18 protein-coding genes and 1 tRNA gene are annotated in these 18,659 nt (G+C 57.9%); 5 read left to right on the top strand and 14 right to left on the bottom strand.

The window, feature by feature from the left end; all coding sequences use genetic code 11:
* Nucleotide 1: 1 nt before the first annotated feature.
* From modC to modA, 3 genes are read right to left on the bottom strand one after another with little or no spacing between them, the layout of a single operon-like run.
* Nucleotides 2–1,102 carry a molybdenum ABC transporter ATP-binding protein gene (modC, locus tag ACR0K5_RS11605; protein WP_480629814.1) on the bottom strand — a complete coding sequence of 367 codons (1,101 nt, stop codon included), beginning with the start codon at nt 1,100–1,102 and terminating at the stop codon, nt 2–4.
* The gene (modB, locus tag ACR0K5_RS11610; RefSeq protein WP_480629815.1) at nt 1,099–1,791 is read right to left on the bottom strand and encodes a molybdate ABC transporter permease subunit; all 693 of its coding nucleotides are present in this window, start codon (nt 1,789–1,791) and stop codon (nt 1,099–1,101) included. The genes modC and modB overlap by 4 nt, the downstream gene beginning before the upstream one ends.
* Nucleotides 1,792–1,796: 5 nt before the next feature.
* Nucleotides 1,797–2,576, bottom strand: coding sequence for a molybdate ABC transporter substrate-binding protein (gene modA, locus ACR0K5_RS11615; RefSeq protein ID WP_480629816.1), 780 nt, complete (start codon nt 2,574–2,576; stop codon nt 1,797–1,799).
* Nucleotides 2,577–2,884: 308 nt separating this feature from the next.
* Between modA and ACR0K5_RS11620 the strand changes: the two genes are divergently transcribed.
* Both ACR0K5_RS11620 and ACR0K5_RS11625 read left to right on the top strand, forming a co-directional pair.
* Nucleotides 2,885–2,960 (top strand) — tRNA-Val (locus tag ACR0K5_RS11620).
* Nucleotides 2,961–3,109: 149 nt separating this feature from the next.
* Nucleotides 3,110–4,108, top strand: coding sequence for a LacI family DNA-binding transcriptional regulator (locus tag ACR0K5_RS11625; RefSeq protein ID WP_480629817.1), 999 nt, complete (start codon nt 3,110–3,112; stop codon nt 4,106–4,108).
* Here the strand turns inward: ACR0K5_RS11625 and ACR0K5_RS11630 are convergent, their stop codons facing one another.
* The gene (locus ACR0K5_RS11630) at nt 4,109–5,242 is read right to left on the bottom strand and encodes a Gfo/Idh/MocA family protein (RefSeq protein ID WP_480629818.1); all 1,134 of its coding nucleotides are present in this window, start codon (nt 5,240–5,242) and stop codon (nt 4,109–4,111) included.
* A 36-nt stretch (nt 5,243–5,278) separates the two neighbouring features.
* The gene (locus tag ACR0K5_RS11635) at nt 5,279–6,382 is read right to left on the bottom strand and encodes a Gfo/Idh/MocA family protein (RefSeq protein WP_480629819.1); all 1,104 of its coding nucleotides are present in this window, start codon (nt 6,380–6,382) and stop codon (nt 5,279–5,281) included.
* Nucleotides 6,383–6,494: 112 nt separating this feature from the next.
* On the opposite strand from ACR0K5_RS11635, the gene iolC reads away from it, so the two are divergent.
* Genes iolC through ACR0K5_RS11650 form a run of 3 tightly spaced genes read left to right on the top strand, consistent with a single transcriptional unit; the run spans nt 6,495 to nt 9,157 of the window.
* A complete protein-coding gene (gene iolC / locus ACR0K5_RS11640; protein ID WP_480629820.1) occupies nt 6,495–7,475 on the top strand; it encodes a 5-dehydro-2-deoxygluconokinase in 981 nt (326 codons plus the stop codon).
* A gap of 9 nt (nt 7,476–7,484) precedes the next feature.
* On the top strand, nt 7,485–8,321 hold the full coding sequence (locus ACR0K5_RS11645) for a 5-deoxy-glucuronate isomerase (protein WP_480629821.1): 837 nt from the start codon (nt 7,485–7,487) through the stop codon (nt 8,319–8,321).
* Nucleotides 8,318–9,157: a class II fructose-bisphosphate aldolase gene (locus tag ACR0K5_RS11650; RefSeq protein WP_480629822.1), complete on the top strand. Its 840-nt coding sequence runs from the start codon at nt 8,318–8,320 to the stop codon at nt 9,155–9,157. The genes ACR0K5_RS11645 and ACR0K5_RS11650 overlap by 4 nt, the downstream gene beginning before the upstream one ends.
* A 15-nt stretch (nt 9,158–9,172) precedes the next feature.
* Here the strand turns inward: ACR0K5_RS11650 and ACR0K5_RS11655 are convergent, their stop codons facing one another.
* The 9 genes from ACR0K5_RS11655 to ACR0K5_RS11695 form a co-directional block, all read right to left on the bottom strand.
* Nucleotides 9,173–9,952, bottom strand: coding sequence for a TIM barrel protein (locus ACR0K5_RS11655; RefSeq protein ID WP_480629823.1), 780 nt, complete (start codon nt 9,950–9,952; stop codon nt 9,173–9,175).
* Between the two features lie 27 nt (nt 9,953–9,979).
* On the bottom strand, nt 9,980–10,738 hold the full coding sequence (locus tag ACR0K5_RS11660) for an SDR family NAD(P)-dependent oxidoreductase (protein ID WP_480629824.1): 759 nt from the start codon (nt 10,736–10,738) through the stop codon (nt 9,980–9,982).
* A complete protein-coding gene (iolB, locus tag ACR0K5_RS11665; protein ID WP_480629825.1) occupies nt 10,735–11,541 on the bottom strand; it encodes a 5-deoxy-glucuronate isomerase in 807 nt (268 codons plus the stop codon). The genes ACR0K5_RS11660 and iolB overlap by 4 nt, the downstream gene beginning before the upstream one ends.
* Nucleotides 11,542–11,589: 48 nt before the next feature.
* A complete protein-coding gene (locus ACR0K5_RS11670; RefSeq protein ID WP_480629826.1) occupies nt 11,590–12,771 on the bottom strand; it encodes a phytanoyl-CoA dioxygenase family protein in 1,182 nt (393 codons plus the stop codon).
* 48 nt (nt 12,772–12,819) lie between these two features.
* Complete coding sequence (gene iolE / locus ACR0K5_RS11675; protein ID WP_480629827.1) at nt 12,820–13,719, bottom strand: myo-inosose-2 dehydratase; 900 nt, start codon at nt 13,717–13,719, stop codon at nt 12,820–12,822.
* On the bottom strand, nt 13,716–15,548 hold the full coding sequence (gene iolD, locus ACR0K5_RS11680) for a 3D-(3,5/4)-trihydroxycyclohexane-1,2-dione acylhydrolase (decyclizing) (RefSeq protein WP_480629828.1): 1,833 nt from the start codon (nt 15,546–15,548) through the stop codon (nt 13,716–13,718). Before iolD ends, iolE begins: the two co-directional genes overlap by 4 nt.
* Nucleotides 15,549–15,700: 152 nt before the next feature.
* Complete coding sequence (locus tag ACR0K5_RS11685) at nt 15,701–16,522, bottom strand: ATP-binding cassette domain-containing protein (protein ID WP_480629829.1); 822 nt, start codon at nt 16,520–16,522, stop codon at nt 15,701–15,703.
* A gap of 1 nt (nt 16,523) precedes the next feature.
* Complete coding sequence (locus ACR0K5_RS11690) at nt 16,524–17,630, bottom strand: ABC transporter permease (protein WP_480629830.1); 1,107 nt, start codon at nt 17,628–17,630, stop codon at nt 16,524–16,526.
* A gap of 68 nt (nt 17,631–17,698) precedes the next feature.
* Nucleotides 17,699–18,619: a sugar ABC transporter substrate-binding protein gene (locus ACR0K5_RS11695; RefSeq protein WP_480629831.1), complete on the bottom strand. Its 921-nt coding sequence runs from the start codon at nt 18,617–18,619 to the stop codon at nt 17,699–17,701.
* Nucleotides 18,620–18,659: the final 40 nt, after the last annotated feature.

Consider the following 18,659-nt stretch of genomic DNA (forward strand, 5'->3'; position numbering starts at 1 on the left):
ATTAATTTTCGGTCACAATGCGCCCACCGACATCCTGCGGGGCCAAAGCGACTGTCTTGATCACTGCGTGACATGTGCTGCCCGGCTGCAGGTTCAGCGCCGCAACTGATCGGCGCGTGACCCGCGCCAGCACATTGCCCGCAGGGGTCTTTACGGACACGATCGCACCCGGCCCCTCGCCCGACCGGATCGAGTCGACAGTGCCTCTGAGCACATTCAGCGCGGACAGCCCTTCGGGTTTTTGGTTAGACAGGATCACTTCCTGAGCGGGTATGCGAATACGCAACTGAGCTCCGACTTCGTGCGCGATGCGAGGCAGAAACAACCGAGCGCCGTTGGCGTTCAATTCCGTCAACCCATCGGAATGGTGTTTCAGGACCTGAACTTCCAACACGGCCCCAACGGCACGGACGCCCGCAGGGGCCACCGACGGATCAGCAAGAACTTCGGATGCGGGCCCGTGACGAACGGCCTTGCCGTCCTGTAACGCAACAACGGACGTTGCCAATCGGGCCACTTCAGCAGCCGAGTGGGTCACATAGAGGATAGGAATCGAAACCTCATCCCTGAGACGTTCGAAATAAGGCAGGATTTCCGCCTTTCGAGCATCGTCCAACGCCGCCAGAGGTTCATCTGCAAGAATCAGCCTAGGGCTTGCCAACAAGGCCCGCCCGATAGCCACGCGTTGTTTCTCGCCGCCTGACAACCCGGCAGGCCTGCGGTCCAGAAGGTGACCGATACCCAGCATGTCGATGACCTTGTCGGGGTCTTCCCTTCGTGTGTTTTTCGGGGCGAACCATCTGCCATAAGCAAGGTTCTGGCGCACTGTCAGATGGGGGAACAACCGACCTTCCTGAAAAATGTACCCCAATCGACGCCGATGCGGCGGCAGCCAGTGCGCCCGTTTTGTGTCAAATAAAACCCAGTCATCTACTGCCACCCGGCCCATCTGGGGCCGCACCAACCCCGCAACTGCGTTGACGATGGTGGTCTTGCCTGATCCAGAGCGCCCAAAAAGCACCGTCACGCCCGGTGGTGCATCAAAACTGACGTCCAGATCGATCCCCGGCAGATGGTGATGTAACCGAACAGACAGGCTCATGATCCAGCCACTCTCGCTGCGGCGCGGCGTCCCACATATTCCGACAGCAACAAAGCGCTCATCGCGATGACGATCGAGATCAATACCAGCCGGGTCGCAGCGGCCTCGCCGCCTGGGACCTGCAAAAAGGCGTAAACAGCCGAAGGCAATGTTTGCGTCTGTCCCGGTATATTTGACACGAAGGTAATCGTCGCACCGAATTCACCCATGGCTTTGGCGAAAGCCAAAATGGCCCCGGCTATGACGCCGGGTAAAATCATCGGTAAGGTCACCGTGAGAAACACCAGCGGGCGCGACGCGCCCAGTGTGGCTCCTGCCTGTTCCAGCTTTGGATCCACGGCTTCGATCGACAAACGTATCGCCCGGACCATCAAAGGGAACGCCATGATCCCGGCCGCGAGCGCCGCACCTGTCCAGCGAAAGGCCACGACGATCCCGAACTCGGCCAGAAGCCGGCCCAGCGGCCCCTGAATCCCGAAGGTCAGCAACAACAGGTAGCCAGTGACCACCGGCGGCAGGATCAAAGGTAAATGCACCAGACCATTCAAAACCTGCCTGCCGGGAAACCGCCAACGCGCCAAAACATAAGCTACAAATATTCCAAATGGCAAAGTCGCCAGCGTCGCCCAGAAGGACACGCGCAGAGAGAGCTTCAAGGCTTCAACTTCGGCAGGGCCCAACCAATCCAATGGAATCACCTGCCCGGCAGGGTAAACCCCTGCTCCAGAAACATAACCGTGACGGTATCCGTTTGTAGATGTTCAAGGAACGCGTTTGCCCCATTTTTTGCACGGGTTGTTACCGCTGCAGGGTAAATTATCGGGGGATGCAGGTCGGCGGGAAATGTTGCCACGACGCGAACCCTTTCCTCCACTCTAGCATCTGATTGATAGACGATCCCAAGAGGCGCGGCGCCTGCCGCCACCAGTGCCATCGCAGCACGCACGTTGTCGGCCTGCGCCACTTGATCCCGCAATGCGTCCCACTGGTTCAAACTCTGCAAAGCAGCTTTGCCATAGATCCCAGCAGGTACCGCATCGACCAGTGCCATGGCCAGATAGCCATCTTTCAACTCTGCTTTGAAATCATATCCTGGTTGGATGTCGCCCCCTTCCACGCGATCAGCATCCCCGATCAAAACCAAACCGTTGCCCAACAAATCCACCCGTGACTCCGCTTGGATAAAACCGCTCTCCTCCAGCACATCCATCCATTCCGGGTTGGCCGAGATAAACATATCCGCAGGTGCGCCTTGCTGAATCTGCCGGGCCAGAACCGACGACGCAGCATAAGAAACGGTAACTCTCTGGCCAGTCTGATTTTCGTACCCCACCACGATTTCGTCCAATGCGGTCTTGAGGCTTGCCGCTGCAAAGACCAGAACGCCTTCGGCCGTGGCCCGGATAGGTGCCAGCGCCATTACGCCAAGAACCAGTGCCACCATCCAGAATCTGCGAGCGAAGGATAGGGTCATGTACACTCCCTGACCGGATCGTTTCAGTCTCTCCGGGAATATCGGACGCCACAGGTGGCGCGCAAGCGCCTTTGACCATTTACACACGCTAAACCCGCTTCAGCGCTGAACGTTTACTGAAACGGCCTCTATTTACCTGAAAAAAGTTTGAGCTCCACATTCCTTGGTCTGAAAAGGATCTCGGGGTCTCGAATGTTCGTTCAACTGTCAAAGCGATGTCGCGCTGATCGGCTGGAGGTCAAGGAAAGCAAGAAAATCTTCCAGACCCTCTTGCGCCCGCCCGCTGGCTTGGCTAAATGCAGCGTCACGGGTGATTAGCTCAGTTGGTAGAGCGCTTCGTTTACACCGAAGATGTCGGGAGTTCGAGTCTCTCATCACCCACCATTCTCTCCTCAAAGCATCGGCATTCCAACAAGATCGAATTGCTGAAGCTGTGTTGCAACCGGTTGCAAGTTGAGGCCGATGATGCATAATGCTGCGGCAATGCCCTACTTATCCACTTCCCGGCCCTGCGGCCATCAGAGGCACTCGGCGTGAGCGTGACGCTGAAAGATGTGGCCGCACTGGCTGGCGTATCGCGATCCGCCGTTTCGCGCACCTTTACCGAAGGCGCGTCGGTTTCCGCAAAAACACGCAGCAAGGTTGAAAAGGCGGCCCGCGAGCTTGGCTATAGTCCCAATGCTCTGGCCTCGTCTCTGACGACCGGACGCACCAAGCTGATTGGATTGATTTCAAACAACTTTCACAACCCGATTTTCCTGGAAGTCTTCGATCAGTTCACACGTGCCTTGCAGGAACGCGGCCTGCGTCCGTTGATCGTGAATCTGACGGACGAAACCGAACCCGCCAACTCCGTCCGAATGCTGCGCCAATATTCGGTAGATGCAGCTATCGTAGCATCTTCGACGCTGCCGCCCAGTTTTGCCAAAGCGTTTCATGATGCGGGCGTACCAGTGGTGCACACGTTTGGCCGGTCGGCCACCTCGCCCGAGGTGCATGTGGTTGGCATCGACAATGTGGAATGCGGACGTATGGCCGCACGCGAGCTTCTGGCGCGCGGGTACAAGCACGTTGGCTATCTGGGCGGCCCTCAGGACGCAACCTCGGCCCTGGACCGGCATCGCGGGTTCATGGAGGAGCTGGCTGATCACCCAAATATACAAGTCAGCTATTGTTTTGCCGGGGCTTACTCTTTTGAAGCTGGCCGGGCCGAAATGCTGCGCCTGTTGGCCGACACTCCCGCCGAGGCTTATTTCTGCGGTGATGACATCCTGTCCATCGGCGCGCTGTCAGCGTTAAAAGACCGCGGAATGAAGCCCAGTCAGGATATCGGGATCATCGGCCTGAATGACATGGAAATGTCGCGTTGGGAAAATATCGATCTGACGACGATCCACCAGCCAATCAAGCAGATCATCACGTCATCCGTAGATCTGGTTGTCGAGATGTTGAAAGAGCCTCAGCGTTATCCCGAGGCCCGCATTTTTCCCTGTCGCGTGATCGAGCGGGGCACTTTGCGGCCCCGCCCCTAATCAGCGGAACATTGGCGGGCGAGCATCCTGCCAAACGCCATCGGCCTTGCCAGAGGCCACAGCTGCATGGACCGCCGCGATCGATCGTACTCCGTCCGCCGCTCCGGGCAGGCCGTCCCGACTCTCACCCCGAATTGCGTCTGCCAGATCGCAATAGATATTGGCGACGGCCAGCGGGAAACCTTCGGGGTGCGCAATGGCGACCCGAGACAAGCGTTGGACCTCGTCGTGCAGACCGCCCTCACCCTTTTCTATGATCTGTGTACGCCCACCGACGGGTGTATAGATCAACTGGTTGGGCTGCTCAGACGCCCAGCGCAGTCCGCCGGTTTCGCCGAAAACCTGTATGTCAAAGCCATGCTGCCGCCCAATTGCGACAGATGATGTCCAGAGACGCCCGACGGTGCCGCGTTCCGTTCGGAAGTTGATCATTGCATCATCTTCCAGTTCACGGCTGGGGATGGTCGAGGCCAAATCAGCGGAAAGGGTCTTCACCTCATCATCGCAGATAAAGCTGGCCATGTGCAACGCATGGATGCCGCAATCGGCGAATTGCCCAGAAACTCCTGCCATCGCCGGGTCATAACGCCAGCGGACACGCGGGTTATCCGCATCGGTGGCATCGCCGTGGTGACCATGGCTGAAGTTGGTCACGACCAGGCGCACCTTGCCTATCTCGCCAGCCCGAACCATTGCGCGGGCCTGCCGCACCATGGGATACGCGGAATAGCAGTAGTTCACCGCGCAGATCTTTCCCGAAGCTTCGGCGACGCGAACAATCTCTTCGCCCTCTTCCACCGTCATGGTCATCGGCTTCTCGCACAAGACGTTGAAGCCAGCTTCGAGATACGCCTTTGCGATTTCAAAATGAGTCGAGTTGGGCGTGGCGATGGTCACCAGATCGACCCGGTCTTCCCGGTCTTTCTCGCCCACCAGCATCTCCTGCCAGTCGCCATAGGCCCGCTCGGCGGCAACGCCCAATCGCTGCGCGTATTCCCGGCCGGCTTCAGGCCGGTGATCCAGCGCGCCAGCGGCAAACTCAAACAACCCGTCAGCCTGTGCCCCCAAGCGGTGGGCGGGACCTATCTGGCTGCCTTCACCGCCACCGATCATGCCCCATCTCAACTTAGCCATGGTCATCGTCTCTCGTTAGAATTTTAGGTTGAGCGATCAAAAATCGCTGATGTCTTGCCATCGCCGCTGGTCTGACGAAGCCAAGACGGCGGCCAGCACGCGGTTAACCTCATGCCCATCACGGAAGGTTGGCCAAGTAGCTTGTCCCGTATGGATGGCCTGCAGGAAGTCCTTGGCTTCAATGATGATCTGGTCCTGGTAGCCGGTCCCGTGGCCCGGGCCCTGGCAGAATGGCTCGTAATCCGGGTGCGCGGGGCCGGTCAGGATCTTGGTAAACCCACGTGCGGCTTCGGGCCCTTCGCGCTTGTACAGCCACAGCGCGTTCTGGTCCTCCTGATCAAACCGGATCGCGCCGTTGGTCCCCGATATCTCATAAGCATAGCCCATTTTCCGACCCGTCGCGACGCGACTGAAATGCAGGTTTCCCATGACCCCGTTTTCAAACCGACACATCACCTGGGCTTGGTCATCGTTCGTGACCTCGCCGCCGGGGCGGGTTTTGTGAACGGTTTCAACATCCGCCATCACCTGTGCAATAGGCCCGATCAAGGCCAATGCACCATTGACCATATGCGGGGCGAGATCACCGATTGTACCGTTGGCCACTCCCGTCGTACGCCACGAGGTCGGGGCCAGCGGATCAGCATAAAAATCCTCGGTATGCTCCCCCCGAAACCACGTTAGATCACCGATTTCACCGTCGGCAATCAACTGGCGGGCATACTGGCTGGCAGGTGTGCGGATATAGTTGAACCCCACCATGTTCACCGTGCCAGAAGCTTCGGCCGCGGCGACCATCGCCCGACTGTCTTCAAGGGAGGCACCCAATGGTTTTTCGCACAACACCGGTTTGCCCAGTCCAAACGCTGCTTCGGCAATCTGGCGATGCGTGGATTGAGGCGAAGCGATCACGACAGCCTCGACCCTGGGGTCTTCAACCAATACGCGCCAGTCTTCGGTCGCGCGGTCAAACCCATAGGCTGTCCTATAGCGTTCGGCGCTTTCCGGGCTCGATGCGCAGATGACCTCAAGCCGGGGCCTCAACACCGTATTGAACACCGCACCGACGACTGACATGGCAACGGAATGGGCTTTGCCCATATAGCCGCCACCCACGATTCCCACTCCGATTTCAGGCATCTGCCTTGGCCTCGCACATTGTGTTTGCAACCGGTTGCAAAATCAGTATCGTGTGAATCGATTCAACGCAAGGTCCAAACTTTGCCGACCCCATCTCACCGGAGGAAATAAAGTGAACGCTTTGATTGATGGCATCAAAGGAAGCCGGTTCGCCATCTTGGGGCGCGCAGGCATGGATTTGTTCGCGGACCCAATCGGCGTCAAAAGCGAAGACGCCAGTTCGTTCCAGGCCGACCTGGGTGGCTCATCTGCCAATATCGGTGCCGGTTTGGTGAAGTTGGGCAGTCAGGCGTCTTTGATCACGTCGATATCAGATGACGCCATTGGGCGGTTCTGCCTGAAACGCCTGCAACATTACGGCGTCGATACCTCTCATATCCGTGTCGTTGGCGGCGAATACCGCATGTCTGTTGCAATCTATGAAAGCTGCACACAAGATTTCCAAAATGTCATCTATCGAAACGGTGCAGTCGACTTTCAAGTCACTGAGGAAGACATGGATCGAGTAGATTTCAGCACTTTTTCTGCTGTCCTGTCCGCCGGAACTGTCTTTGCATCTGAACCCTCGCGCAGCGCTACCTTCCGAGGGTTTGAAAACGCACGCAAGGCGGGTCTTCCGATCATTTTTGATGTTGATTACCGCCCCTATAGCTGGCCTTCGCCAGAAGTTGCCGCCGACGTTCTGTCCCGTGCGGGTGAAGCCAGCGATCTGATAGTCGGCAACGACGAAGAGTTCGGCTTTATGGCCGGTGGCCTCGAAAAGGGCTTTGCCAAGGCCCAGGAACTTGCCGAAAAGCCGGGCCGCATCGTCATCTACAAAATGGGCGAAAAAGGTGCCGTAACTCTGGTGGATGGGCAGGAAATCAAAACCGGCATCTATCCCGTGGATGCCATCAAGCCGGTTGGCGCTGGTGACAGTTTCATGGCAGGACTTCTGGCATCGATCGCAGCTGGCCACTCGCTGAAAGACTCAGTGATGCGTGGTTCAGCCTGCGCATCCATTGTCGTTTCCAAGCCCGGCTGCGCCCCTGCAATGCCCACAACGACTCAGTTGGATGCGTTTCTGGCTGACCATCCCGGCCCCACAACGTAGGAGATCGCCATGCACATCGCGCCCTATGACAATCAGAACAAACCCATCGTCGATGCTGATGATCCGACGGTTCCGCTGAACTATTTCAACATCGTCAAGCTCAGGAAAGGCGAGGCGTTTGAGTATCAGGTTCCGGGCTATGAGACCTGCATCGTACCCGCGACCGGCAGCGTGGATGTGGACGTCGAAGGCGTTACCTTCGCGAAGCTGGGCAAGCGCGGCGAAGATGTATGGGATGGCGAACCGGAAGGCGCGTATGTGCCCGTCGGTGCAAAAGTGCAAATGGTCTGCGCGTCGGATGAGACCGAAGTGTTCATTGCCGGGGCCCGATACGACAAGGTGCTGGACCCGTTCGACGTGCGCGAACATGATCTGGTGCAATATGGCAGCGATGACACCAAGACGCATCGCAAAATAAAGCACATCCTCGGCCAAAAGCAGCACGACAAGGTCGGCCGCCTTTTGGTGAGCGAACTGTTTACCGTCGGCCAGGGTGGCTGGTCGGGCTTTCCCAGCCACAAGCACGACACCAACCGCCTGCCGGACGAATCTCGCCATGACGAGACCTACAATTTTCGGTTTAAACCCAACTGGGGCTCGGGTCTGCAGATGTTGCAGCGCGAAGATAACGAACCGGGTGACGCCTATCATATCGTCGATGGTTCCACGATCTGCATCGACAAAGGCTACCACCCGTGCTGCGTTCTGCCGGGCTACGAGATGTACTATTTCACCATCCTTGGCGGCCTGTCGCAGCGCTCTCTGGTTCAGTATTTCCAACCCACACATGCCTATCAGATCGAAACGATCCCAGGCATCAAAGACATGATCGCGAAATTCAAATGACCCTCGTCACACTGAAAGACGTCCTGCAACCCGCCTATGAACAAGGCTATGCCGTGGGCGGTCTTGTCACCCTCGGCTGGGAAGACATGCGCGCCTATGTGGCGGCGGCCGAGGCTGAAAATGCGCCCGTTATTTTGCAAGCCGGACCCAGCTGCCGCGACCACACACCGCTGCCCGTTCTGGGCAAGATGTTCCGGTATCTCGCCGAAAACGCGTCGGTTCCGGTCGTTGCGCATCTGGATCACGGCTACACATTCGAAGACTGCAAGATCGCACTCGACAGCGGTTTTACGTCCCTGATGTTTGACGGGTCGCGCAAACCTTTGCAGCAGAACATTGATGAGACCGCCGCGATTGCGGAAATGGCCCACGCAGCCGGGATCTCTTGCGAAGGCGAAATCGGCTTTGTCGGGTACTCCGGCGGCGAAGGATCAAACGGCACCGACCCTGAGGAAGCCGCGAAATTCGCACGCGAAAGCGGTGTGGACGCGATGGCGATTTCGGTTGGTAACGTTCACCTGCAACAGAACAAGGAAGGCGGTCTGGATGAGGCGCGTATCGCCAAGATCGACGCCATGACCGAGGTTCCTCTTGTCATCCACGGTGGATCGGGTGTGCCAGTGGAACAGCGTATGAAGCTGGCCCGCGAAACTTCGATCTGCAAGTTCAATATTGGCACCGAGCTGCGTATGGCGTTCGGAAATGCCATGCGTGAGGCCGTCAATCGCGACCCTGAAAGGTTTGACCGCGTCACGATCCTGAAAGAAACTCACGGCCCGGTCGAGGCCGCCGCGCGCGCAGTGATCCGCGCCTTTGGCGCCCCACCCCGACGGTGAAGCGCCCAAGCATCCTCAAATCGTAAAGGCGACCCGGAAGGCTTCAAGTGCTTTCTCGGGGTCGCCCCCTGCAAATGCCTCCATGCCAACGGGTCCACGGTAACCCATGTCATTCAGCGCCCGCGCTATGGCTGCATAGTTGATCTCTCCGGTCCCGGGTTCGCACCGACCGGGGTTGTCGGCAACCTGAACCTCTCCGACCCACGGCAGGCATTTCTCGCACCAGCGGATCAGATCACCCTCGCCGATCTGCGTGTGATAAAGATCCAGATTGATCCGAAGACGCGAGTGATTGACTGATGAAACCAGCGCAAGAACATCTTCGGTTGATCCAAATGGACAGCCGGGATGATCCAGCAGGTTTAGATTTTCCAGCGTGAATACGACATCTTCTTCTTCGGCCAGTTCACAGACACGGCACAGAGTGTCCCATGCTTTCAACCACATTTCACCTGTCACGACGTCGTGTTGCCAGATCGGGATTCCACCATCACCCAAGCCGGTGCCATGCAGGTTCAGACGATCCACGCCCAGACGCTTGCCAATCCGCGCTGTCTCACGCGCGGATGACAGCAACATGTCAGCCCCTTCATCATCTGCAAGACGGCCCTGAAGATAACCATTCATGATCGTGTAGTCCGCGCCAACGCGTTCAAGTTTGTCCAGATCCCACGCTGGCCAATTCCAAAGACCTACGCCAAACCCCATCTCGGTCAATCGCGCAGCGCGCCAGTCCATAGGCTTGTCGAGCCACAGCATTTCGGCACAGGCCGCAAGCTGAAAGGGTTGAGGCATGTTAGTTCTCCGATTGTTCAGACTTGCTCAGATCGAGCCGCCCTCGACCATGAAGTTCCCAGCGCTGCACATGGCGGCGTCGTCAGAGGCCAGAAACAACACCATTCGGGCGACAAAAACCGGTTCAATCGGGTCCGGCAAACACTGCCGGTCCACCTGCTTGGCCAATGCCTCGGGCGTGACCCACAGGTCTTTCTGGCGGTCGGTCATGATCCAGCCCGGCACGACCGTGTTCACGCGAATGCGGTGATCCCCCAGCTCGCGCGCCATGGTACGGGTCAGACCGTGTACAGCGGATTTGGCGGTGGCATAGGCCGGGAAACCCGCTCCGGCCTCCCACCACGAATTCGACCCGATATTGACGATCGAGCCCGCGCCTTTTGCGATCATTCCGGGGGCCACCGACTGAATGGAAAAGAACATATGGCGGATATTGGTCGCCATGCGCTCATCCCAATACTCGGGTGTCACCTCGCGCCAGTCGTGACGATCGTCATGAGCGGCGTTGTTGACCAGTACATCCGCCTCGCCCAGCTCCTCTACCAATTGTCCTAATGCATCCTGCATGGCATCGATATTGCGCAGGTCACATTGGGCAAAAGCATACTCACCGTCCAGATCAGACAGCAGGGAGAGCCCGGCGTCGGCATTCAGATCCAGGAACCCAACCTTTGCCCCTTGGTCAGCGAAGGCCCGAACAGTTTCCGCGCCAATTCCCCCGGCACCGCCGGTTATGAAAACCGTCTTGCCTGCAAGGCATGGGTAATTGGCGAAATCTCTGTTCATCCGTCACGCTCCATGATCCATTCGACCTCGGGGGCCGGGACAAATCGCCATTTCCGCAGCGGTCCGGCCATGACGTTCAGGTAATACATCTCAAACCCATACGGCGCGCCGCAAGGGTGATGACCGCGCGGGACGGTCACAACATCGCCATCGGATACGGCCATCGTCTCATCCAGCTGACCGTCATCCGTATAAACGCGCTGAATTCCGAACCCATTGGCAGGGTTGAGCCGATGGTAATAGGTCTCTTCCAGATAGGTGATACGGGGGTAATCATCCTCGTCATGGCGATGACTGGGATAAGAAGACCAGTGCCCGTTTGGAGTGAAGACCTCAGTCACCAGCAAACTGTCTGCGTAGTCCTCATTTTCCATGGCGATATTGTTGATGTATCGCGCATTCACGCCTTTCCCGCGTTCGGTCAGGGTGATGCCGTCTGGCCCTATGCGGCGGGCTTCATGGCCTCCCTTTCCCGGAGCTGAACATACCGCCACAACGCAATCAGTTTCCGCCACAGCCTCCCACTCGGTTCCGTTCGGCAGGTAGAGACAATGGGGCGGTGTTTTTTCGAACACGTTCATCCGGTCACCCAAAACGCCCCAGTTCTGACCTGCCCCGGTGATCAGCGCTTTGCCTTCGACCATCACCAGAATGACCTCGCGATCCCCGGTCGCTTCGGCAATCCGATCCCCTGCCTTTAGATGATAAAGCCCAAAGCCCACATATCGCCATCCGGCGCTGGCCGGAGTGATGTCGTGTACCTTGCCGCGGGTTCCAAAAGGTTTCTTCAGCAAGTCTGCCATTCTTTTTCTCCTTATTGGGCGGGCCCAAAAGGCCCGCCTGTGTTGTATTTAGGCAGCTTGCCTTTTTTGCAGGGCCGAAAGCGCGTCGGATAGCTGTGCTTCTACCCATCCTTCCGATACGGCCCGACGCAAGATGTCGGCCTGGCTGTCAGGCGCGTTACCGCCAACCGGCGGATCGGTGTCCAGATTGGTCGGGAACGGATAGCCCTCAGCAGTTGCAGCAATCGCTGCATCCAACTCTGCCGCACCAAACGCTCCGCGTTGTTTCAGAGAGAGAAGCGAGGGGAACACCGCCTGCGACATGGAATACCGGTCAATCATCTCCATCGCGCGACCGAAGGCGGATGAGACTTGCAGCAGGTTCGCCATCCGCAGAATATCCGCGCTGCTGTTTTCCCCAGCGGCGTGGAACAGCGCTGGGTTAAAAAACACCGCATCACCCTTTTCGAGTGGCAACTGAACGTAGTTTTCCTCGAAACACACCTGATGTGCCTTGTCATGAAAGGCCAGATATCCCGGTCGGTAAAGCTGGGAAAACGGCAATAGTTTGGTCGGCCCGCTTTCCACCGGCATGTCACAATGCGCAACCGCCCCCTGCAATGTCAGCGAAGCCGTCACCAGATGCGCAAGCGCAGGATACCGGGCGGCACTATCCGCGGTTTGGAAGCCCAAATGGTAGTCCCTGTGCGCCTGTTGTGCATTGCCGCCGGGACGCACCTGATTGACCTGCGCGGTCATCTGGTAATTCGGCCCCAGCCACGCCTCACACGCCGCAGCAATAGCCACATTCCCGAAATAGAGCGCAAAGCCTTCGGGATCACGCAAGCACTGTTTTTGCAGTGCATTCCATATCCGGTCATTAGCACCTGAGGCCGCAAAGTGGTCACCATCACCACCTGCGCCATCGCGTTCTTCTTCGATAATCTGTTGGAACACACCGGTCGCCCGGTCTATCACCGACGTATCCGCGAAAGCGCCCTTGAGAACGATCACGCCCGCCGACTTGTCCAGCACGTATGTCCACTCTGCCAGAAGGGCTTTTCGTTGATCTGCATTCTCCAAGTTGGAGCGCAGAGCGCGCATGTCGTAGATTGGAACGTTCTTTTGTACCGACGCGGCATGAGGGACCGCATCGGAGGTCAGGTTCTGCGAGGTCAACACCTTGAATTCATCCAGATCACAGGATTCCCGGTCGAAATAGCCGACATATCCAAGTTCTCGATGTACCATGACTTACTCCTCTCTCATGGCTTCGGTGTTGCCCCTTGGGGCGGTGATTTAAGTGGTGATCTCCAACCCTGCCTTGCCGCAGACTTCGACGATGTGGTCGTAACCCATTTTGGAGTACTCGTAGGGCGGCGCCTTGGCGGGGTCCTGTTCTGCTTCGACCACGATCCAGCCGTTGTAATCCATCGCTTTCAATGCGTTGGCCACGGCCTGGAAATCGATGCAACCATCACCTGGAACTGTGAATGCGCCTGCGATCACCGCATCCAGGAAACTGCGATTGTTCTCACGCGTGCCCTGCACGACTTCGGGGCGGATATCCTTGAAATGGACGTGATGCACCCGGTCGCCCCAGCGGTTCAGCGTGGCCATCACATCGCCGCCACCAAACAGCAGATGGCCGGTATCGAAACACAGCTTCAATTCCGGGCCAGAGCCTTCCATCAGCCAGTTCACCTCATCTTCGCTTTCGATGATCGTGCCCATGTGGTGGTGATATGCCATCGGCATACCCTGATCCGCCTTCCATTTGGCTAGCTCGGTCAGCTTGGCCGCGTAAGCCAGAACTTCGTCCTTTGACAATTTGGGGCGGTCGTTGACCGGCGTTCCAATCTGCCCCTGAACGGTATTGGAACACTCGGCATAAACGATGCACGGGCTGTTCAGCGCAACAAACTGTTCGACCTGTTCGCGCACGGCCGCGACCTCGGCGTCAAATTCATTGACCAGAGTACCGCCTGAACACCAACCACCACAAAGCGCGATGTCGTTTTCGTCCAGATAGGCGCGCAATCCTTCGGTGTCGCCGGGCATCCGCTGGCCACGCTCGACACCGGTATAGCCGATCTCACGCGCTTCTTTCAGCGCCTGCTCCATCGTGTAGGCTGCAGTCAGGTCCGGCAGGTCATCATTCTGCCAGGCAATCGGAGAGATACCGATTTTCACGCTCATTTCGTGTTTCTTTCCTTGATGGCGACTTCATAGGCCGCACGTTTTTCGTTCACTTCGGGGCGGATGCTGACCTCGGGCACCGCCACTTCCCACCACGTGCCGCCATATTCGGTCGAGGGGTACGGGTCAGTGTCGATCACCACAACGTAAGGGCCTTTGACCTCACCACGTTTGGCCAGCGCGTCTTCAAGCTCGCCAATCGAGCTGACCTTGACCGAGGTCGCCCCCATCGCTGCCGCGTGAGCCGCGAAGTCGATGGCTGATGCCGTCGCATGAACCGTGTGGTCGAGAAGGTTGTTAAACTCGGCCCCGCCCGTGCCCATTTGCAGACGGTTGATGCAACCAAACCCCCGGTTGTCAGTGACAACAACGGTGAACGAAATCCCCATCATTGCCGCCGTCGCCATTTCCGAATTGGCCATCATGTAGGTGCCATCGCCGGTAAAGCAGATCACATCACGCTCGGGCTGGGCCATCTTGATGCCCATGGCACCTGCGATCTCATAACCCATGCAGCTGAAACCGTATTCCATGTGATAGGCACCCGGACGCGGCGCTTTCCACAGCTTGTGCAACTCGCCCGGCATCGTGCCTGCGGCACACATTGCAACGGTGTTTTCATTCGCAGCCCGCTGCACGGCACCAACCACCTGCATATCCGTGGGCAGCGCATTGCTGTCCGTGGGGGCATCGGTCAGCGCGTCAACCTTGCCAAACCAATCAGATTTCAACGTCGCAGGCAGATCCGGCGCGCGGTGGTCGCCCATCGCTTCGGTCAGCTCACTCAGACCAACCCGCGCATCAGCCTGCAGCGGCATCGCGCCATGCTTTTCCGCGTCATAGGCGGCGGTGTTCAGGCTGATCAATTCACGCTCGGGGTTGGCGAACAAACCCCACGATCCGGTGGTGAAATCCTGGAAACGGGTGCCAACACCCAGAACAAGGTCAGCCTCGGCGCAGATGTCGTTGGCGGGTTCGCCACCAGTCACACCAATAGGACCAAGGTTCAGCGGATGATCCCACGCCAGCGCAGATTTACCTGCCTGTGTCTCGGCCACCGGGATATTGTGCACCTCGGCAAAGCGCTGCAACGCAGCAGTTGCGTCTGAATAATGCACGCCACCCCCAGCGACGATCACAGGACGCTTCGCTGCCTTGATCGCAGCAACAGCACGCGCCAGCTCACCTTCATCCGGGCGAATGCGGCGCCGATACCAGACGCGCGGTTCAAAGAAGCTTTCGGGATAGTCATAAGCCTCGGCCTGCACATCCTGACAAAAGGCCAGCGTCACCGGGCCACAATCGGCCGGGTCCGTCATCGTGCGGAAGGCGCGCGGCAGAGCGGTCAACAGGTGTTCCGGGCGTGTGATGCGGTCGAAATACCGGCTGACCGGCCTAAAACAGTCATTCGCACTGATGGTTCCATCCGAGAAAACTTCGGGTTGCTGCAAAACCGGATCGGGACCACGCGTCGCAAACACGTCGCCAGGCAGCAACAAAACAGGCAGGCGGTTTACATGGGCCAAAGCAGCCGCAGTGACCATGTTGGTAGCCCCCGGTCCGATCGATGAGGTCACGGCCATTGCGCGTCGCCGGCCCAACTGCTTGGCATAAGCAATCGCGCTATGCGCCATGGTCTGTTCGTTGTGACCGCGATAGGTGGGCAAGCTGTCTTTCACGCCATGCAGCGCCTCACCCAAACCGGCCACATTACCATGGCCGAAAATCGCCCAGACACCTGCTATGAAGGGCTCTCCGGCCTCGTTCATCTGCGCCCCAAGATAGCGCACCAGAGCCTGCGCCGCGGTCAATCGGACTGTTTTGCTCATCATGATCCCTTTCAATTCGGAGCCGCCACTAGCGGTCCGCGGGTTTTCTCATTTGCGAAGGTGTCAGGCCTTTTGCCAGAGCCTGAAAACAGAGTGGCGTCAGGTGCCACCGCCCGGTGGATGCCCCCATAGGGACATCCGGATGTTGTGTTTTAGACCGTACCGCCCAGTGAGCCTTCAAGCTCGGCCATTTCCTGTCCACCTGCCATCAGGTCCTGCAATTGCTCGGGTGTGATTTCACCACGCGTTGCAGTGCCCAGTGTTTTGCCTCGATTCAACACGGTGAACCGGTCACCCACCGCCAGCGCATGGCGCACGTTGTGGCTGATGAAGACAACTCCGACGCCCTGACTGCGCACTTTGTCAATGGTTGCCAGAACGTTCGAGGTCTGGCGCACACCGAGGGCTGAAGTTGGTTCGTCCAAAATCAGAATCTTGGCGCCGAAGTAAACGGCACGGGCGATTGCAACGGTTTGGCGCTCACCACCTGACAAGGTGCCTACCGCCTGATCCGGGCCGCGCAGGTTGATGCCCATCTTGCGCATCTCTTCCATGCAGACCTCATTCGCCCGCTCGACATCGAACCGTTTCAGCAGGCCTTTGCCCTTGGTCGGTTCACGCCCCATGAAGAAGTTGCGCGTCACGCTCATCAGCGGGATCATCGCCAGATCCTGGAACACGGTCGCGATGCCCGCCTCCATCGCATCCCGAGGGGTGTCGAAATGCAACGGCTTGCCTTCGAAAAAGATCTCGCCCTTGGTTGGTTTGTGTACCCCGGACATGGTCTTGATAAAGGTCGATTTACCGGCGCCGTTATCACCCAGCAAGCAGTGGCATTCACCTGGTTTGACGTCAAAGCTAACGCCTGCCAGAGCAATGATATTGCCAAAGTGCTTTTCGATATCCTTCATTTCCACGATGGGTGCCAGATCGGCCGCCGCATCACCATGGTGGAACTTGGTATCTTCGGTCATATCAGCGCTCCCCGGTTACGCGTTTACGGATCGCGTTGTTGAACAGAACGGCGATCAGAAGCATTCCACCCAGGAAGACCTGGAACCAGTCCTGATCGAAATCGGTATAGGTCAGACCAATGACCACCATGCCGAAGATGATCGAGCCGAAGAACGCCCCAATGGCCGAGCCGTAGCCACCCGTCAGCAGGCAGCCACCAATTACGGCGGCAATGATTGCCTCGAACTCTTTCTGAAAGCCCCGGCGGGCATCCGTCGACCCGGCATCGATTACCGTGATGATGGCAACCAGTGCAGCACAGCACGCCGTCAGCATGAACAGCGAAACCTTCACACGGCTCACTGGAACACCAGAGTTTGAAGCCGCCGTGTTGTCGCCGCCCGACGCAAAAATCCAGTTTCCTGCCGGTGTTCGCAGCAGCACATAGGTCGCCGCCAGTGCCAGAACGATGAACCAAAGGATTTCTACCGGAACACCAGGCACTTTTGGGGCGCCGCTTTTGAAGGTGTCGATCATGCCGTTAGCCGCCAGCCAGGCAAACAGGCTGCCGAACGCCTCGCCCGAGAAGAACGGTGCCAGCCAGTCGTTTTCAACCGCGTCACGCACGCCACGCAATTGGGTCGAGCCTCCAGTCGCGGCCTTGAGACCGACCAGAGACAGGCCGCGCAGGATGAAAAGGAAGGCCAGCGTCACGATAAAGGACGGCAGGCCGGATCTTATTACGATATTGCCGTTTATCGCGCCAACGAAGGCGGCGAAAACAAACGTCATGGGGATGGCAACGATCAGGGGCAATTGCCAGGTGACTACACAGACACCGAAGAACAATCCTGCAAATGCCACCATCGAACCGATGGACAAGTCAAACTCGCCCCCGATCATCAGAAGAGCGGCACCGATTGCCAGGATGCCCAGCTGTGCTGCAGGTGTCATGAAGTTCATGATCCCGGCCAGTGTAAACATCGAATCGTCTGCTGTGATGGCAAAGAAAATGACTACCAGGACAACACCGGCCATCGCACCGAGTTCGGGCCGCTTCATGAGCTTGGTCATGAAAGGTTCTTTTTTGACCCTTTCGTCCCCGGCGATTTGAGCTGAGTCACTCATCGTTTCCTCCCGTTTGGGTGGGAACGGCGCTGCTGCGCCGCCCCGTTTGGTCCAGGTTCCAGTGCGGATCAGCGAATGCCCTGCGAAGACAGCTCGATCACCTGAGCGGCCTTGTCCTGAGTGATCAGGTTCGGACCCGAAGGAACGTTACCACCGGGCATAAGGCCGTATTTCGCGTGCAGGCCCATGAAGTTCACCGACAGGTACCCTTGCAGGTACTGCTGCTGGTCGATGGCAAAGGCAGCATCACCGTCCGCAATCGACTGCAGGAAGTTGGCTGACAGGTCAAAGGACGCGACGTTCACATCACGGCCCGAGCCTTTGACGGCCGCAACGGTCGGCTCGCCGGCCGAGCTTGCACCCAATGCCATAACGGTATCGACCGCTTCGTTCGCAGCCAAAGCAGCGGCAACTTTCGACTCGATTTCCGAAGGATCATTCGAGGTCGGCAGCACTTCAACGTTACCGCCAAAGCCCTCTGTGAAACCGGCGCAGCGCAGGTCCAGCGCAACGTTACCCACTTCGTGGTTCACACAGATCGCTGTTTTACCGCCCATCGATGCCAATTCTTCACCAGCGGCTTTACCGGCATCAAACTCGTCCTGACCCACGTGCAGCAAGGCACCCAGATCCTTCGACACGTCCGAACCCGAATTGATCGAGATCACCGGGATACCAGCGGCAACTGCGCGTTCGATTGACGGGCCAAGCGCATCCGCGTCCGGGATCGAAACGATCAGACCATCCGGTTCCTGATTCACAGCGGCATCGATCAGCTGCGACATGGCCACCATGTCAAAGGTTTCAGGCGCGCGATATTCCACGTTCACACCGACGTCCTTACCGGCCTGCTCAACACCGTTTTTCACGACGTTCCAGAACGCGTCGTTGGCCTGGCCATGCGACACAACCACGATTTCCTGCGCAAATGCAGGTGTTGCCAGGGCGAGAGCCCCTGCAGCAAGTGCGCCTTTCACAAATTTATTCATTTCAGTTTCCTCCCATGATTTCAGTCTGATCTTCAGTCGG

It is taken from the genome of Ruegeria sp. AB9 (assembly GCF_056542585.1).

Excerpts from the sequence above, each read along its gene's own strand:
- ACR0K5_RS11695 (WP_480629831.1), bottom strand. The coding sequence starts at position 18,619 with ATGAATAAATTTGTGAAAGGCGCACTTGCTGCAGGGGCTCTCGCCCTG.
- modC (WP_480629814.1), bottom strand. The coding sequence starts at position 1,102 with ATGAGCCTGTCTGTTCGGTTACATCACCATCTGCCGGGGATCGATCTG.
- ACR0K5_RS11645 (WP_480629821.1), top strand. The coding sequence starts at position 7,485 with ATGCACATCGCGCCCTATGACAATCAGAACAAACCCATCGTCGATGCT.
- ACR0K5_RS11660 (WP_480629824.1), bottom strand. The coding sequence starts at position 10,738 with ATGAACAGAGATTTCGCCAATTACCCATGCCTTGCAGGCAAGACGGTT.
- ACR0K5_RS11655 (WP_480629823.1), bottom strand. The coding sequence starts at position 9,952 with ATGCCTCAACCCTTTCAGCTTGCGGCCTGTGCCGAAATGCTGTGGCTC.
- iolE (WP_480629827.1), bottom strand. The coding sequence starts at position 13,719 with ATGAGCGTGAAAATCGGTATCTCTCCGATTGCCTGGCAGAATGATGAC.
- ACR0K5_RS11630 (WP_480629818.1), bottom strand. The coding sequence starts at position 5,242 with ATGGCTAAGTTGAGATGGGGCATGATCGGTGGCGGTGAAGGCAGCCAG.
- ACR0K5_RS11650 (WP_480629822.1), top strand. The coding sequence starts at position 8,318 with ATGACCCTCGTCACACTGAAAGACGTCCTGCAACCCGCCTATGAACAA.
- modA (WP_480629816.1), bottom strand. The coding sequence starts at position 2,576 with ATGACCCTATCCTTCGCTCGCAGATTCTGGATGGTGGCACTGGTTCTT.
- iolB (WP_480629825.1), bottom strand. The coding sequence starts at position 11,541 with ATGGCAGACTTGCTGAAGAAACCTTTTGGAACCCGCGGCAAGGTACAC.
- ACR0K5_RS11670 (WP_480629826.1), bottom strand. The coding sequence starts at position 12,771 with ATGGTACATCGAGAACTTGGATATGTCGGCTATTTCGACCGGGAATCC.
- ACR0K5_RS11635 (WP_480629819.1), bottom strand. The coding sequence starts at position 6,382 with ATGCCTGAAATCGGAGTGGGAATCGTGGGTGGCGGCTATATGGGCAAA.
- ACR0K5_RS11685 (WP_480629829.1), bottom strand. The coding sequence starts at position 16,522 with ATGACCGAAGATACCAAGTTCCACCATGGTGATGCGGCGGCCGATCTG.
- iolD (WP_480629828.1), bottom strand. The coding sequence starts at position 15,548 with ATGAGCAAAACAGTCCGATTGACCGCGGCGCAGGCTCTGGTGCGCTAT.
- ACR0K5_RS11690 (WP_480629830.1), bottom strand. The coding sequence starts at position 17,630 with ATGAGTGACTCAGCTCAAATCGCCGGGGACGAAAGGGTCAAAAAAGAA.